The 13,018-nt window shown below is 34.0% G+C and carries 15 protein-coding genes; 3 read left to right on the top strand and 12 right to left on the bottom strand.

Annotated features, from left to right (window positions below):
- Nucleotides 1-117: 117 nt before the first annotated feature.
- The 5 genes from ACUTSE_RS12720 to ACUTSE_RS12740 form a co-directional block, all read right to left on the bottom strand.
- Nucleotides 118-447 carry a hypothetical protein gene (locus tag ACUTSE_RS12720; RefSeq protein ID WP_002985955.1) on the bottom strand — a complete coding sequence of 110 codons (330 nt, stop codon included), beginning with the start codon at nt 445-447 and terminating at the stop codon, nt 118-120.
- 105 nt (nt 448-552) lie between these two features.
- Nucleotides 553-1,140 carry a hypothetical protein gene (locus ACUTSE_RS12725; protein WP_445640492.1) on the bottom strand — a complete coding sequence of 196 codons (588 nt, stop codon included), beginning with the start codon at nt 1,138-1,140 and terminating at the stop codon, nt 553-555.
- 114 nt (nt 1,141-1,254) lie between these two features.
- Nucleotides 1,255-2,658: a dihydrolipoyl dehydrogenase gene (gene lpdA, locus ACUTSE_RS12730; protein ID WP_002985960.1), complete on the bottom strand. Its 1,404-nt coding sequence runs from the start codon at nt 2,656-2,658 to the stop codon at nt 1,255-1,257.
- 109 nt (nt 2,659-2,767) lie between these two features.
- Nucleotides 2,768-3,646 (bottom strand): diacylglycerol/lipid kinase family protein, encoded by an 879-nt coding sequence (locus tag ACUTSE_RS12735; RefSeq protein WP_445640493.1) that lies wholly within the window; start codon nt 3,644-3,646, stop codon nt 2,768-2,770.
- 85 nt (nt 3,647-3,731) lie between these two features.
- The gene (locus ACUTSE_RS12740; RefSeq protein WP_353100330.1) at nt 3,732-4,037 is read right to left on the bottom strand and encodes a rhodanese-like domain-containing protein; all 306 of its coding nucleotides are present in this window, start codon (nt 4,035-4,037) and stop codon (nt 3,732-3,734) included.
- A gap of 131 nt (nt 4,038-4,168) precedes the next feature.
- Between ACUTSE_RS12740 and ACUTSE_RS12745 the strand changes: the two genes are divergently transcribed.
- On the top strand, nt 4,169-4,831 hold the full coding sequence (locus tag ACUTSE_RS12745; RefSeq protein WP_445640494.1) for a thiamine diphosphokinase: 663 nt from the start codon (nt 4,169-4,171) through the stop codon (nt 4,829-4,831).
- A 96-nt stretch (nt 4,832-4,927) separates the two neighbouring features.
- On the opposite strand, the gene ACUTSE_RS12750 is transcribed toward ACUTSE_RS12745, so the two are convergent.
- From ACUTSE_RS12750 to ACUTSE_RS12770, 5 genes are all read right to left on the bottom strand, one after another.
- Nucleotides 4,928-5,512: an outer membrane beta-barrel protein gene (locus ACUTSE_RS12750; RefSeq protein WP_002985967.1), complete on the bottom strand. Its 585-nt coding sequence runs from the start codon at nt 5,510-5,512 to the stop codon at nt 4,928-4,930.
- A gap of 46 nt (nt 5,513-5,558) precedes the next feature.
- A complete protein-coding gene (locus ACUTSE_RS12755) occupies nt 5,559-6,101 on the bottom strand; it encodes a hypothetical protein (protein WP_445640495.1) in 543 nt (180 codons plus the stop codon).
- Nucleotides 6,102-6,716: a bifunctional nicotinamidase/pyrazinamidase gene (pncA, locus tag ACUTSE_RS12760; RefSeq protein WP_445640496.1), complete on the bottom strand. Its 615-nt coding sequence runs from the start codon at nt 6,714-6,716 to the stop codon at nt 6,102-6,104.
- Between the two features lie 60 nt (nt 6,717-6,776).
- Complete coding sequence (rocD, locus tag ACUTSE_RS12765) at nt 6,777-8,018, bottom strand: ornithine--oxo-acid transaminase (protein WP_002985972.1); 1,242 nt, start codon at nt 8,016-8,018, stop codon at nt 6,777-6,779.
- A gap of 285 nt (nt 8,019-8,303) precedes the next feature.
- Entirely contained in the window at nt 8,304-8,732 is a 429-nt protein-coding gene (locus ACUTSE_RS12770) for a hypothetical protein (protein WP_002985974.1), read from the bottom strand.
- Between the two features lie 308 nt (nt 8,733-9,040).
- On the opposite strand from ACUTSE_RS12770, the gene ACUTSE_RS12775 reads away from it, so the two are divergent.
- Both ACUTSE_RS12775 and ACUTSE_RS12780 read left to right on the top strand, forming a co-directional pair.
- Nucleotides 9,041-9,547, top strand: coding sequence for a GNAT family N-acetyltransferase (locus tag ACUTSE_RS12775; protein ID WP_445640497.1), 507 nt, complete (start codon nt 9,041-9,043; stop codon nt 9,545-9,547).
- A gap of 58 nt (nt 9,548-9,605) precedes the next feature.
- The gene (locus ACUTSE_RS12780; RefSeq protein WP_445640498.1) at nt 9,606-10,229 is read left to right on the top strand and encodes a class I SAM-dependent methyltransferase; all 624 of its coding nucleotides are present in this window, start codon (nt 9,606-9,608) and stop codon (nt 10,227-10,229) included.
- Nucleotides 10,230-10,368: 139 nt separating this feature from the next.
- Here the strand turns inward: ACUTSE_RS12780 and ACUTSE_RS12785 are convergent, their stop codons facing one another.
- Nucleotides 10,369-11,301, bottom strand: a complete 933-nt coding sequence (locus ACUTSE_RS12785) for a PorP/SprF family type IX secretion system membrane protein (RefSeq protein WP_445640499.1) — start codon at nt 11,299-11,301, stop codon at nt 10,369-10,371.
- Nucleotides 11,302-11,312: 11 nt separating this feature from the next.
- Nucleotides 11,313-12,620 (bottom strand): gliding motility-associated C-terminal domain-containing protein, encoded by a 1,308-nt coding sequence (locus ACUTSE_RS12790; RefSeq protein ID WP_445640500.1) that lies wholly within the window; start codon nt 12,618-12,620, stop codon nt 11,313-11,315.
- Nucleotides 12,621-13,018 lie beyond the last annotated feature (398 nt).

Consider the following 13,018-nt stretch of genomic DNA (forward strand, 5'->3'; position numbering starts at 1 on the left):
ATATGCAAGGATTTAACTTTTTTATCTGATATGTTTAAGGCTGATTTTCAATCTTTAGTAATAAAAAAAGGGACACTAGTTCCCTAGTATCCCCTATATTTTCTATTCTTTTAATATTTATGACTGTAAATCTTGTATAAAAACCTCTACATCGGTATCAAATGTAGGTTCTTGTATGAGTTCTAATGCCATTGTTGTCATTTTTTTAAAGTGAACTTTAGTATAACTACGCCCAAAGCTCATCTTACAGAAATCTCCTACTATCCCAAAGACACCATTAATTTCTTCTTCTGTTACTTCTTTTTTGTCTGCAAACCTTCCTCTTAGTACAGCTGCCCCCACAAAAGCTCCAATTTTCACCACCAAATCTGTATTTAAGACTCCTTTTTTATCCGCTAAATACAATAATTCATCTAGGTTATGATGAATCAATGCCTTTATATCCATAATCTATGCTCTTAGTTAAAACACAAAGTTATAAAAACAATCTGGAAATCTTAGCTAATAAAAAAAGCTTCCTTTAAAATTAAGGAAGCTTTGCAACTATTGTAATTACAATTTTTTAAAATAAAGATATACTTTTTCATCTTTCAAACGTTTATAATCTGAAAGACGATCTTCGATTCTTAAATAACCTGCTTGAAATCCAATTTCTATTTCTCCTTTAAAATAATCTTTTCTTTCATATTTTTTTCCATCTTTTGTTTTCCCATCATCTTTATACAACTGTTTCAAATACCCATCTTCGATAGAAGTTCTCATATAACCAGAACGCACAAGTTCATTTTTTTGTAACAAACGTGGAAATTCAAAAATACTCATACATTCAAGTCTTCCTTCAATTTTATCCAAACGAAAATTATTATATGTTATGGAATCTAATACAGATGTTGTAGGATTTCTATGTACTACTAAATAGTCAACTCTTTTACAATTACTTGTTTCACCAACTACTCCTACTTTACGATCTCCTATTTTATTTCCAATATAAGCATATTTGCCAACAGCTAATTCATCTAAACTCTTTAGTTCTTCATAAGGTTGAGAAAAAATAGGGTCATCTGAAGACGATTTATTATCATCACTTGAACAAGATGCTAGGGCGATACTCCCTACTAAAATCGCTATTATCTTTTTCATTTCGCTTTGGTTTTATTAATTAAGAAAACAAATATATTCTTTTTTGCATGACTAAAAATAAAAAAGAGTCTAAATAGACATTTAGACTCTTTTTTTAACATATTTTCTCTTAACCTATACGTGTAATGCGCGGTTTTCAGTAGCAGCTAAAGCAGCCTCTTTAATAGCCTCTGCAAACGTTGGGTGAGCATGAGACATTCTTGAGATATCTTCAGCAGAAGCTCTAAACTCCATAGCTGTTACTGCTTCTGCGATTAAATCAGCAGCACGAGCACCTACCATGTGAATTCCTAAAACTTCGTCTGTATTTTGGTCAGCGATAATTTTCACTAGTCCATCCAAATCACCACTAGCACGAGAACGTCCTAAGGCTCTGAATGGGAAACTACCTACTTTGTATGCTACACCTTCTGCTTTTAATTGCTCTTCTGTTTTTCCAACAGCAGCAACTTCTGGCCAAGTGTAAACTACACCAGGAATCAAGTTGTAGTTGATATGTGGTCTTTGACCAGCTAAATATTCAGCTACTAAAACTCCTTCTTCTTCCGCTTTATGTGCTAACATTGCTCCACGAACTACGTCACCAATTGCATAAATGTTAGAAGCTGTCGTTTGTAAGTGATCATTCACTTCAATTTGCCCTCTTTCCGTTACTTTTACTCCCGCTTTTTCAGCATTCAATCCATCTGTATATGGACGACGACCTACTGCTACTAACGTGTAATCACCTTCTAATGTGATGATTTCTCCTTTTTTATCTTCAGCAGAAACTTTTACTACATCTCCTTCACGTACAACACCTTGCACTTTGTGTGACGTGTAGAATTTCATTCCTTGTTTCTTTAATACTTTCGTCAATTCTTTTGAAACTGCACCATCCATTGTAGGAAGGATACGATCAGCAAATTCTACTACAGATACCTGAGCACCTAATCTCAAATAAACCTGACCTAATTCCAATCCAATTACACCACCACCAATAATAATCAAGTGTTTTGGTACTTCAGGAAGTTTTAACGCCTCTGTTGAAGTAATAATACGCTCTTTATCTAATTGGATAAATGGCAAAGTTGATGGTTTAGAACCTGTAGCAATAATAGTGTGTTTTGCTTCAAATTGTTCTACAGAACCATCGTTCTTTGTTACATTAATTGTAGTTGCATTTTCAAATGATCCAACTCCTTCGAATACTGTAATACTGTTCTTGTCCATTAAGAATTTAACTCCCGAACAAGTTTGGTCTACAACAGCTTGTTTGCGCTCAATCATTTTAGCTAAATCCACTTTTACATCACCAGCAATTTCGATACCGTGTTCTGCAAAGTGTTTCATCTCCTCTACCATGTGAGAAGATGCCAACAACGCTTTAGAAGGGATACAACCTACGTTTAAGCAAGTTCCACCTAATGTTGCATATTTTTCTACGATTGCAGTTTTAAAACCTAATTGGGCACAACGGATTGCAGCTACATATCCACCAGGCCCTGAACCAATTACAACTACGTCAAATGAATTCATATTTTTTTTAACTTTTTGATGTTTATATACGATGTACAAATGTACGCTTTTCTAAAATAACTCTTTACACGATTCGGTGTTGTTTTTATGATAAAAAAGCCATTTTGTACTAACAAATAACTTTTAAACTCTTTTGTGCGACTTCGATTACAAAATGGTTGGTATCAAATTCATAATATTCCCCATCTATTTGTGCTCCATTCTTTGGACTGTGCTTAATTTCAACCTCTATTTTGGTTGTTTGCACATAATCTGTTCGTCTAAATTTTTCTGTTTTTTTCAATAAAACATATAACCCAAAGGTCAATTGTTTTAAAATACCAATTTTAGGTACCATTAAATAATCCAATAACCCATCCGTAAGGCTTGCTTGAGGCGTCAGACTCATGTTATATCCCATTTCATTTGAGTTGGAAATAAACAACAACAAGGGATTTACTTCTTTTGTCACTCCATTATAGGTTACACGCATCTGTTTCGCCTGATAATGTTGAGCGGAATTTAAAGCAGCACGAATATAGGACCCCAATTTTCGCTTGCCTGATTTTTCATATTGTTCAATAATGGTTGCATCAATTCCAAATCCCATATTACTAAAGAAGTACTCCCCATTCAACACGCCAACATCCATAGCAACAACTGATTGTCTTTGAATAACTTCAAGGGCTTTATCAATATCTTTAGGAATCGACAAATTAGAAGCTAGTCCATTACCTGAACCAACAGGTACTACGCCAAAAAGCACATCTTTATGTACTAACTCAGTAGCCACCTCATGAATTGTACCATCCCCACCACATGCAACAACAATTGATGCCCCTTGTGTTAGCGCTAATTTGGTTAATTCAATGGCGTGTTTTTTATGAGTAGTTAAATGAACAACAACGTTATATTTTTCACTGGGAAAAAAAGTTCTAATATGTTCTTCTGTAATATTGTGTTTACCTTTTCCTGAAATAGGATTAACGATAAAATGAATATGGGTCATACAACGACGATAAGGGATTGAAAAAATACGTATTCTTTCGTATTTTATTTTTATTGTAACAAAAAAGTCAACTTATGTTGACTTTCTATACGGTTGGTCCTTCCCACTCCGTAATTCCTCCAAGTAAATTAAAGGTGTTTTCAAACCCTAATTGGTTCATCAACATACAAGCTTGGTTACTTCTTCCACCTGCTTTACAATACACGTAGTAGTTCTTTGTTTTATCCAATTGCTCTACTGCATCTAAAAAACCTTGACCTTTATAGATATCAATATTGATTGCATTGGGAATTGAAACTTCTTCTACCTCTTCATCTGTGCGAACATCTAACATAACAGCGTTGCTATCGTTTTGATATTGTTCCCACCATTGTTCTTGTGCTAAATCCATTTTTTGCTTACTTGTTTTAATAGCTTCAAAGATAAAGTTATTTTGCGTGTTATCTATTATTTCGCGCTAAAAAAAGACTTTTAGTAGGATTTATTGTTTTACTTTGTTCTATCAATTACAAGAAATAATTTATGTCATCACATCACATCGTTCGAGATGATCAAGAACCTGCCTTAATTATTGCTAATGGGGCCGCATGTAGTCAAGATTTACTAGATCAATTACTGGAATGGTCTCCTTATATTGTAGTATTAGATCAAGCGATAGAACGAGTTATTGAACTGAATATCAAAGTAGATGTATTGATTGGAGACTTTGATCGAGATTTTGATCCAACCGTATATCTTGCCAAACAATATCCCTTAGAAATTATACACAGCCCCGATCAAGAAACTACAGATTTGGAAAAGGCATTAAATTTCTTGCTAACCAAAGGAATAACAGCAGCTAATGTTATTTGGGCAACAGGTAAAAGAGCAGATCATACCTTCACGAATATTACAACTTTAGTAAAGTACCGCGATAGCATGAAAATAGTGATTCTCGATGATTATTCTAAAATTTTCAGATTACCTTCTACCTATAAAAAATGGTATACGAAGGATAGTATTTTATCTTTGATTCCCGTTGGGAAAGCTGGCGGAATTACAACATCTAATTTGAAGTACCCTTTGTTGAATGAAGCCTTAGAACTCGGCATTCGCACAGGATCAAGTAATAGTGTGTTGGAAGATGGTATAGTCAGTATCACCTATGAAAGTGGCGATTTACTATTAATGGAATGCACGGATTAATTTTTGTTATTTATTCCTATTAAATAACAAAAAAATCAGTTTAAATTATATAAAAAAAGGGGCTCTGTTGAGCCCCTTTTTAGTATCGTTAATTGATTATTTTCCTAAGAAAATTTGGAAACCTAAAGATAATCCTAATCCATTATGTGCAGAAGCACTTGCTTGATTAGATTTACTGTAGTTGTATCCCACAATTGCTTCTAAGGCAACGTTACGAGAGACGAAGTGAGAATACCCTGCATTAATATTAAATGCGAAAGATGTATCGCTCTCTCCTGCAACTTCAGCACCTGAAATACCAACAGCACCTTGTCCAAAGAAACGTCCTGTAGCACTAGCTCCTTCTGGGAAATAGTATCTTGCAAACGGCATAACTTTATAACTCCAAATATTATCACCGTCTTTTACTGTTTGAAACCCTGTTCCAATCTCAAGACCCACTGCAATTCCATCAGAGATAAAATAACCTGCTCTTGGTGTTACATTAATATTAAAACTCTCTTCTTCGAAACTATATCCAGTTGATCCTAAAGCACCTCCAACAATCCAGTTTCCTTTTTTGATTGGCGTTGTTCCAACATCTTCAGATAATTTTGGTGTTTCTACTAATTTTCCTTTTTGTGCATGTGCAATTGTCATACTACCTAACAATAATGCTGCAATCAATGTAATCTTTTTCATCTTTTTTTGCTTTTTTAATTATACCTATTTTTCTTAGCTGCCTTCATCAAGTTTGGGATAAAAATTCTCGTTTTAATACTAACAAGCTTTTATTCGTACAGATGAGACCGTTAATTAAATATTGTCGAAGTTCTTCCTTATTGGGATGAGTAATGTATTTCGCCCACTCATCCGAAAGAAGTACTTTCTTAATTTCGCTTATGCGTTTTGCTGTGTCTTTGGCATTTCTGCGAAACGCATCGCTACCGTTAAGACTTGCATAATGTTTAAACGTCACTTCTTTTTGCAAAAAATTAACACTTATAACATAGTTATTTTCTCTTTCATCATTGGGATAAAAACTAGCCCAAGGAGCATAACCAACTGTATACCCTTGATTTGCATGTTTGTCAGAAATCAATTTCCATCTACAATTCGCAACTCTCCCCCAATGATTTGCATATCTATAAATACCTTGTTCATCAAAGAAATAACAACTCCCTTTTTCACTTTTAAAATTGGGTTTTTTATCTGCTATTTCTTCCATTGGAACTTCCGTCCATTCACAATACGTATGTTTAAAAAAATTCGCCGCGTTGTATTTTTTCATTTACACCTTCAATTCTTCACTTTCATTTACGATAACGACATTATTCTCAATCAATTTCGCTTTTGCTTGTTTCAGTCCTTCCATCGTAATTGGCTTCGTTGCAAAATCCAAAAAATAGGTTTTAAACCCTGCATTCTTAGCATCCATTGCGGTATAAAACACACAAAATTCTGCTGCCAAACCACAAACATACACTTCTGTAACTTGTTTATCTTTCAGAAAACCTAGAAGCCCTGTCGAATCGATTTTATTGTTATCGTAAAAACCGCTATAGGAGTCGACTTGTTTATTCATTCCTTTTCGGAATACAGCAGCGACGGAATTACTCTTCCACGCTTGACTAAATGCTGCTCCTTCCGTTCCTTGTACGCAGTGATCAGGCCATAAAACCTGTGGTATCCCATGCAATTCAATCACATCGTATACGTCCTGATTGAGATGCTGAGAAGCAAAACTTTGGTGATCCAAAGGATGCCAATCTTGCGTTGCAACAATCAAATCGAAACGATCTTGTATTGCATTAATATAAGGAATAATTACATCCCCCTCTTTCACTGCTAAGGCTCCGTTCGGTAAAAAATCAACTTGTAAATCAACTACCAATAAAGCTTTCATAAGTTACTACTTTTATTTTAAATTATAACAAAAAAAGAAACGAAAAATATATTTTATTTACTATCTCTCGAATTCTTTCAATGTTTTTACGATAATAGATACACAATCCAACAATTGTTCATCATTCATTACTAAAGGTGGTGCGAAGCGAATAATGTTACCATGTGTAGGCTTAGCTAATAATCCATTATCTCTTAATTTCAAGCAGATATTCCAAGCTGTATCACTATCCTCTGTATCGTTGATTAAGATTGCATTCAACAATCCTTTTCCACGTACTAAAGTACAGATGTTACTTGTTTCAATATATTTTGTCAATTCACTTCTAAACAATTGTCCTAAACGTTCTGCATTGTCTGCTAATTTTTCATCCAATACAACATCCAACGCCGCAATAGCAATTGCAGCTGCCATTGGATTTCCACCAAAGGTAGATCCATGCTGTCCTGGTTTGATTACGTTCATGATTTCATCATCTGCCAATACAGCTGAAATAGGGTAAGCACCTCCTGATAAAGCTTTTCCTAACACGAGGATATCTGCTTTTACATTTTCGTGTTGAATCGCCAACATTTTACCTGTTCTCGCAATTCCCGTTTGTACTTCATCTGCAATGAACAATACATTGTGTTGCTCACATAGTAATTTTGCTTCTGCTAAATATCCTGTTTGCGGTACATAAACCCCTGCTTCCCCTTGAATAGGTTCAACTAAAAATCCAGCAATTGTTGCGCTATCTTTCTCTAATGCTGCTCTTAATGCATCAATATTATCATAAGCCACACGGATAAAACCATCCGTATAAGGACCGTAATTTTTTCTAGCTTCCTCATCATTTGAGAACGAAATGATTGTTGTTGTTCTTCCGTGGAAGTTATTTTCACAAACAATAATTTTTGCTTGATTTTCAGCAATTCCCTTCTTCTCATATGCCCATTTACGACAAACTTTCAAAGCCGTTTCCACTGCTTCCGCCCCAGAGTTCATTGGCAATACTTTATCATACCCCATCAATTCAGTGATTTTCTTTTCATACACTCCTAATTGATCATTATAAAAAGCACGAGAAGTCAACATCAATGTATTAGCTTGTTTCGTCATTGCTTCAATAATTCTCGGATGACAGTGTCCTTGATTTACTGCTGAATAAGCAGATAAAAAGTCATAGTATTTTTTCCCTTCAACATCCCAAACATACACTCCTTCACCTTTTGATAATACAACTGGTAGTGGATGGTAGTTATGTGCTCCGTATTTATTTTCTAAAGCAATAGCTTGTTCTGAAGTTATTTTTCCTGACATAATAGTATCTGTTTTAATTTACCTGCAATTTACTTCTTTTTATGCACATAATTCGAAAAATACATTCATATACCCTATTTTACACTTGTTTGTTCCTAAAAAACCGAATGCTTGTTCTTTGTATATTTACAACATTCACCCTCAAATAAATCAAACTGCAGTTCCTATCTATTTATTTTATTCTATTTTTTTCATCAATCCTTTAAATCTATTGCAGAAGTTACAATGAAAAAAGAAATAAAAAAAAGTGACCAAATTACCTTTGATCACTTTTTTTCTATTTGCTTATTTCAATTTTTCTTCAATTTCGGCCCATTTTGTTGGATCTTCTTTGATGTCGATATAATAGTCATACAACATACGAGTTAGTTTTACTTCCACTCGTTGTCCCATCACTTCATTCAAGGTAAAATAACCGTGAAACTCTCCTCCTTTTTTAATCAAGGGCGGTTTTTCTGCGTGTGGATTCCAAGGCGAGAAATTACTCTTATCATCTCCATAAACGCCGTATTTATTCCAAATGGATTTCTTATTGTATTCATTACCATAAATTCCATTTGAATTCCATACCGAATTTTTATTTTCTGAAGGACAATTCAGACAGCCTAAATATTCTTGAGCTTTATTGTTGCTGTAAATTTCTAAAATTTGCGCTTTTAAATTAAAGGAAACAAGACAAAATAAAGCAACTAGTACATTAATTTTCTTTCTCATTTTTGTTGTTGTTTTGCTTCTTGCAAATTACAATATATTTTACATTTTACCCTTATCGAATCTTTTCTTATTTGTTAAATTCTAGTGTGATAAAAAGTTTTTATATCATTTAAGCAACATTTTCACCCTACTTCTTTCACTTTAAACACATATCCTTCTTATTTCTTGTTAATAAAAAAATAGAATTGATTTTTTTTCTTAAAAAAAGAGTACATTTAATATTTACTAGCTATTTAATATTTATTCTATTAGGAATATAGTAAGTTATACTATACCATTTAGCGCACATTTCACAAAAACTAATTTTTATGCAAAGCCAACGCTTATCTCTTACTATACTTGATCACCATGACAATGCTTTTATCATGGAAATTGTCAATACACCTGGTTGGTTAAAATTTATTGGCAATCGAAACATTTACAGCGCCTTAGACGCACAGCTTTACATTCAAAATATTTTAGACAATCCATTGTTTACCTATTGGGTAGTACGTCTCAATACAGATCAAAGTCCTATTGGAGTTATTTCACTCATTAAGCGAACATACTTGGATGCACACGATTTAGGTTTTGCTTTTCTTCCTCATCACATGAATATGGGTTATGCATATGAAGCTGCTTCTCAGGTCATTGAACACCTAAAAGCAATGCAATTACACCCCAAACTATATGCAACAACACTACCAGAGAATAAAAGTTCGATTAAACTATTAAATCGTCTAGGTTTTCATTTTATTGAAACCATACATCCTCAAGATGAGCTTTTAAATTTATATCAGTTAGATCTAAATAAAGGATGCGAGGTAAAAGAATAACCTCAAAGAATTCCTCCTTATCTTTGTTCACTAAGAACCATGTAAAGTTTTTCTTCCCATGAAATGTATATTGTGTCAAAATCAGTTAACCCATAAGGTTGATCCATACTATTATCATTGTACTACTTGTTTTGCTTATGTCAAAGATGTTCAATATTACTTTTCGGAAGAACAAGAAAAAAAGCACTACGAATTTCACAATAACGATGTCAATGATTTAGGCTATCAAAAGTTTACGTCACCCATCACCAATGAAATTCTCTTGCGTTATCAACCTGATACTTTGGGATTGGATTTTGGTTGTGGCAAAGGTCCCGTTATTACCAAACAATTGGTTGACCGCGGCTATGCAGTCAACTTGTATGATCCTTATTTTTATCCGGATAAATCATACCAAAATCAACAATATGATTATATTTTCAGCTGTGAAGTATTTGAACACTTGTATCATCCTCATGAAGAAATTCTACACTTAAAGGAACTATTAAAACCTAAGGGAATGCTGTTTGTTATGACACATCTCTATGCTAATCAAAAACCTTTCGAATCGTGGTATTACCGCAAAGATGAAACCCATGTTTTTATTTATACCGCTCAAACCTTTGAATATATCGCACAACACTATCAGTTCACTATACTAAAGATCACAGAGCGCTTTATTGCCTTAGCATCCTTAGACTAAGAAAGTGATTTTTTTCTAGTTAAGTACCAAATGATTCAACGAAAAAGGAGTAATTCAGCTGAACTACTCCCTTTCTTATATACCGCTTGTTACCAAGCAGTAAGAACAATAAAAAAAAAATTATGAAATCTTTATATGTTTAGAAAAATCGAGGTGCGACTTTTCTTCTTTTCTTATTTGCAAGCTCAAACTTCATGAATATCTCATGAGAGCCTGAGTGATAATTTGCTAGTTTACTGGTATCTGCATCATAGGTATACCCTACAAACAAACCGTCTGAAACTTGAAAACCAGCTAATCCACTTACTGAAGCATCCCAACGATAAGCAGCACCTAACGTGAACTTTTCATAGAACCAGAAGTTGGCAGTAAGATCAACTTGTAAGGGTGCACCTGTTACCACTTTTACTAAAGCAGCAGGTTTAAATTGAACCTGGTAATTCAAATCAAATACATAACCTCCCATCAGATAAAAATGAGTTTTCTCATTCATCACCTTATAGTCATTATCATTGTAAATCGTACTAGACAAAATCATGGGAACGGATAATCCTACATAGGCTTTGTCAGAATATAAATAAACCCCAGCTCCTACGTTACCTGAAAATTTATTTGTGATATTGTTTTCTGCCACAGGATCTGTTCCATCATAGATATGCAATTTAGTATAATCGACATCCAAAAGAGATCCTGTTCCTTTTAGTCCAAATGCCAATTTATAGTCATAGTTCAGGTTCACGGTATACGCTAAATCAATGGATAAACTATTTTGATCTGTCACACCTAAATGATCATTTTTAAAGTGAACGCCCATCCCTAAACCATTCTCTGTTAAAGGCGTTGTTACAGATAAGTGTGCTGTTTTAGGAGCTCCTTCTAAACCTACCCATTGTGTACGATACAATCCAAAAATCTGTAGCTGATCGACACTACCTGCATAAGCAGGATTGATGACTGCAGGATTATACATGTATTGGGTATATTGCGGATCTTGTTGAGCAAAAGTTTGTTGGATACCCAACCAACTCAAACTAATCAGAACAAAGGACTTTATTGTGTTTTTTATTTGCATAGCGTTCGTTTTTAATTCGTTTCAAGGTGAAGATTGGCTGCCTTTTTAATCATGCGACTTCCGTTAGCGTCTTTATATTCATAGGTAACAACATAGTAATAGGTCCCGCTAGCAAGTTTAGCTCCCTTATCTACCGTTATTTTCCCATCCGAATATCCTTTAAAGACATTACTACTTCCATCTCCTTTTGGATCGTATCCTGTAGTTTCATATACTCGTGCGCCCCAACGGTTAAAAATTTCTACTTTATTGTTGGGATAGTTTTGGATATTTTCAATGATGAAATAGTCATTTTTCCCATCTCCATTGACTGTTACAAGGTTATAAATCACGACATCACCATCTGTAATCCATTCTTTCTTAACTGCTGCCAGCGTAAAAAAACCATAGCCTTTTACACTAGCAATTGTGGTTACCTCTTGGGTTGACATATCCACAACCCCTCCTTCATCTACCCATAGTTGCTGCTTCGCATCCCAACGTACAATGTGTAACTCTTCTTCGGGATTAGATAATATTTCGGGCACTGTAGTGGATTCATCCCAGCTTAACGTTAACAGTACATCACTGTGTTTATCATTGCCTTTATTAATAATCCAATACTCTTGATCATTAAGCTTTTTAACCACGCCTACACTATTTGGACGCGCCTTAAAAAAAACGGGATCCTTATACACATATTGACCGATGAAAACAGCGTTATCTTCTTTAGGAGCGGAAATACGTGCAGGGCGATATTTTCCTCCATCTCCACTGGGATAAGTAAAAGATTCATTCCCAATCTTCTCTATGGCTCCTTGAATATGAGATGCATCACTAACTTGGTGTACCTTAGCTCCTTTTTTAAACGTAAACATTCCATTAGATACTTTTGTTATAGGATTATAAACTGAATCCACTCGAATAATTCCATTTTGAAACTCTACTATTCCTGAAACATCAATGTTGTTTCTTAAATCAAAAGCCACATCGCGTACCGGGCTATCAAAGGTGATATGATGAAAGGAAGCCATTTGGTTCCCTCTAATTTGCTTGACTTGTTGAGAAGGTTCTTCTGCTGTAAATATGGTGGTAGAAGTCATATTATGTGTTGTCAATCCATATGCTCCATCATTAGCAAAATTTTCAAAATAAATTACCGTACCATCATTCGTCATCTCACCTGATTTACTATTTTCAAAATCTCCTTTAAAGGACACTAGACTTTCTGGTGCTATACTCAAGATACCTTCATTGGTAATTGGATCGGTACTTTGTCCATAAAGTAGTAGCCCGTTGAAAACTAATACCCATACGATATATTTTCTTCTCTTTTTCATCCTTTTTTTGTGTTAATTTTGATTTTCTTCTAGCTTCAAAGGGTAAATCTCACTTCCGTATCATCATCATAAAAAACAAAGAGGATTACTGCAAGATTGTATTCAATTCATTTACATTTCTTCACATTGACTTTTATTTATTTGATTTACTAAAGCATTTATTTACATTTTATCAAGTACCGTACCAAAAAAATCTCAATATTAGATTTTACTCTATTTTTACAACAAAAAACAAACACAACACACTGATAATAAATACCTTAAATTTTAAAAAACAAATATTAAAAAACATGAATTATTTATTTAAAAAATTTGATCCTTTCATTTTACTCCTTTCTTACCTGATTAATTTTAGCATAAAAAAAAGGATTAGCTGTTTCCAGCTAATCCTTTTCAAT

The organism is Myroides sp. TSA_177.3 (assembly GCF_052691955.1).

What these genes read in the sequence shown, in the direction of transcription:
- ACUTSE_RS12750 (WP_002985967.1), bottom strand. Translation starts at nt 5,512, where the DNA reads ATGAAAAAGATTACATTGATTGCAGCATTATTGTTAGGTAGTATGACA.
- ACUTSE_RS12740 (WP_353100330.1), bottom strand. Translation starts at nt 4,037, where the DNA reads ATGGATTTAGCACAAGAACAATGGTGGGAACAATATCAAAACGATAGC.
- ACUTSE_RS12785 (WP_445640499.1), bottom strand. Translation starts at nt 11,301, where the DNA reads ATGCAAATAAAAAACACAATAAAGTCCTTTGTTCTGATTAGTTTGAGT.
- ACUTSE_RS12770 (WP_002985974.1), bottom strand. Translation starts at nt 8,732, where the DNA reads ATGAGAAAGAAAATTAATGTACTAGTTGCTTTATTTTGTCTTGTTTCC.
- rocD (WP_002985972.1), bottom strand. Translation starts at nt 8,018, where the DNA reads ATGTCAGGAAAAATAACTTCAGAACAAGCTATTGCTTTAGAAAATAAA.
- ACUTSE_RS12720 (WP_002985955.1), bottom strand. Translation starts at nt 447, where the DNA reads ATGGATATAAAGGCATTGATTCATCATAACCTAGATGAATTATTGTAT.
- ACUTSE_RS12790 (WP_445640500.1), bottom strand. Translation starts at nt 12,620, where the DNA reads ATGAAAAAGAGAAGAAAATATATCGTATGGGTATTAGTTTTCAACGGG.
- ACUTSE_RS12755 (WP_445640495.1), bottom strand. Translation starts at nt 6,101, where the DNA reads ATGAAAAAATACAACGCGGCGAATTTTTTTAAACATACGTATTGTGAA.
- pncA (WP_445640496.1), bottom strand. Translation starts at nt 6,716, where the DNA reads ATGAAAGCTTTATTGGTAGTTGATTTACAAGTTGATTTTTTACCGAAC.
- ACUTSE_RS12745 (WP_445640494.1), top strand. Translation starts at nt 4,169, where the DNA reads ATGTCATCACATCACATCGTTCGAGATGATCAAGAACCTGCCTTAATT.
- lpdA (WP_002985960.1), bottom strand. Translation starts at nt 2,658, where the DNA reads ATGAATTCATTTGACGTAGTTGTAATTGGTTCAGGGCCTGGTGGATAT.
- ACUTSE_RS12775 (WP_445640497.1), top strand. Translation starts at nt 9,041, where the DNA reads ATGCAAAGCCAACGCTTATCTCTTACTATACTTGATCACCATGACAAT.
- ACUTSE_RS12735 (WP_445640493.1), bottom strand. Translation starts at nt 3,646, where the DNA reads ATGACCCATATTCATTTTATCGTTAATCCTATTTCAGGAAAAGGTAAA.
- ACUTSE_RS12780 (WP_445640498.1), top strand. Translation starts at nt 9,606, where the DNA reads ATGAAATGTATATTGTGTCAAAATCAGTTAACCCATAAGGTTGATCCA.
- ACUTSE_RS12725 (WP_445640492.1), bottom strand. Translation starts at nt 1,140, where the DNA reads ATGAAAAAGATAATAGCGATTTTAGTAGGGAGTATCGCCCTAGCATCT.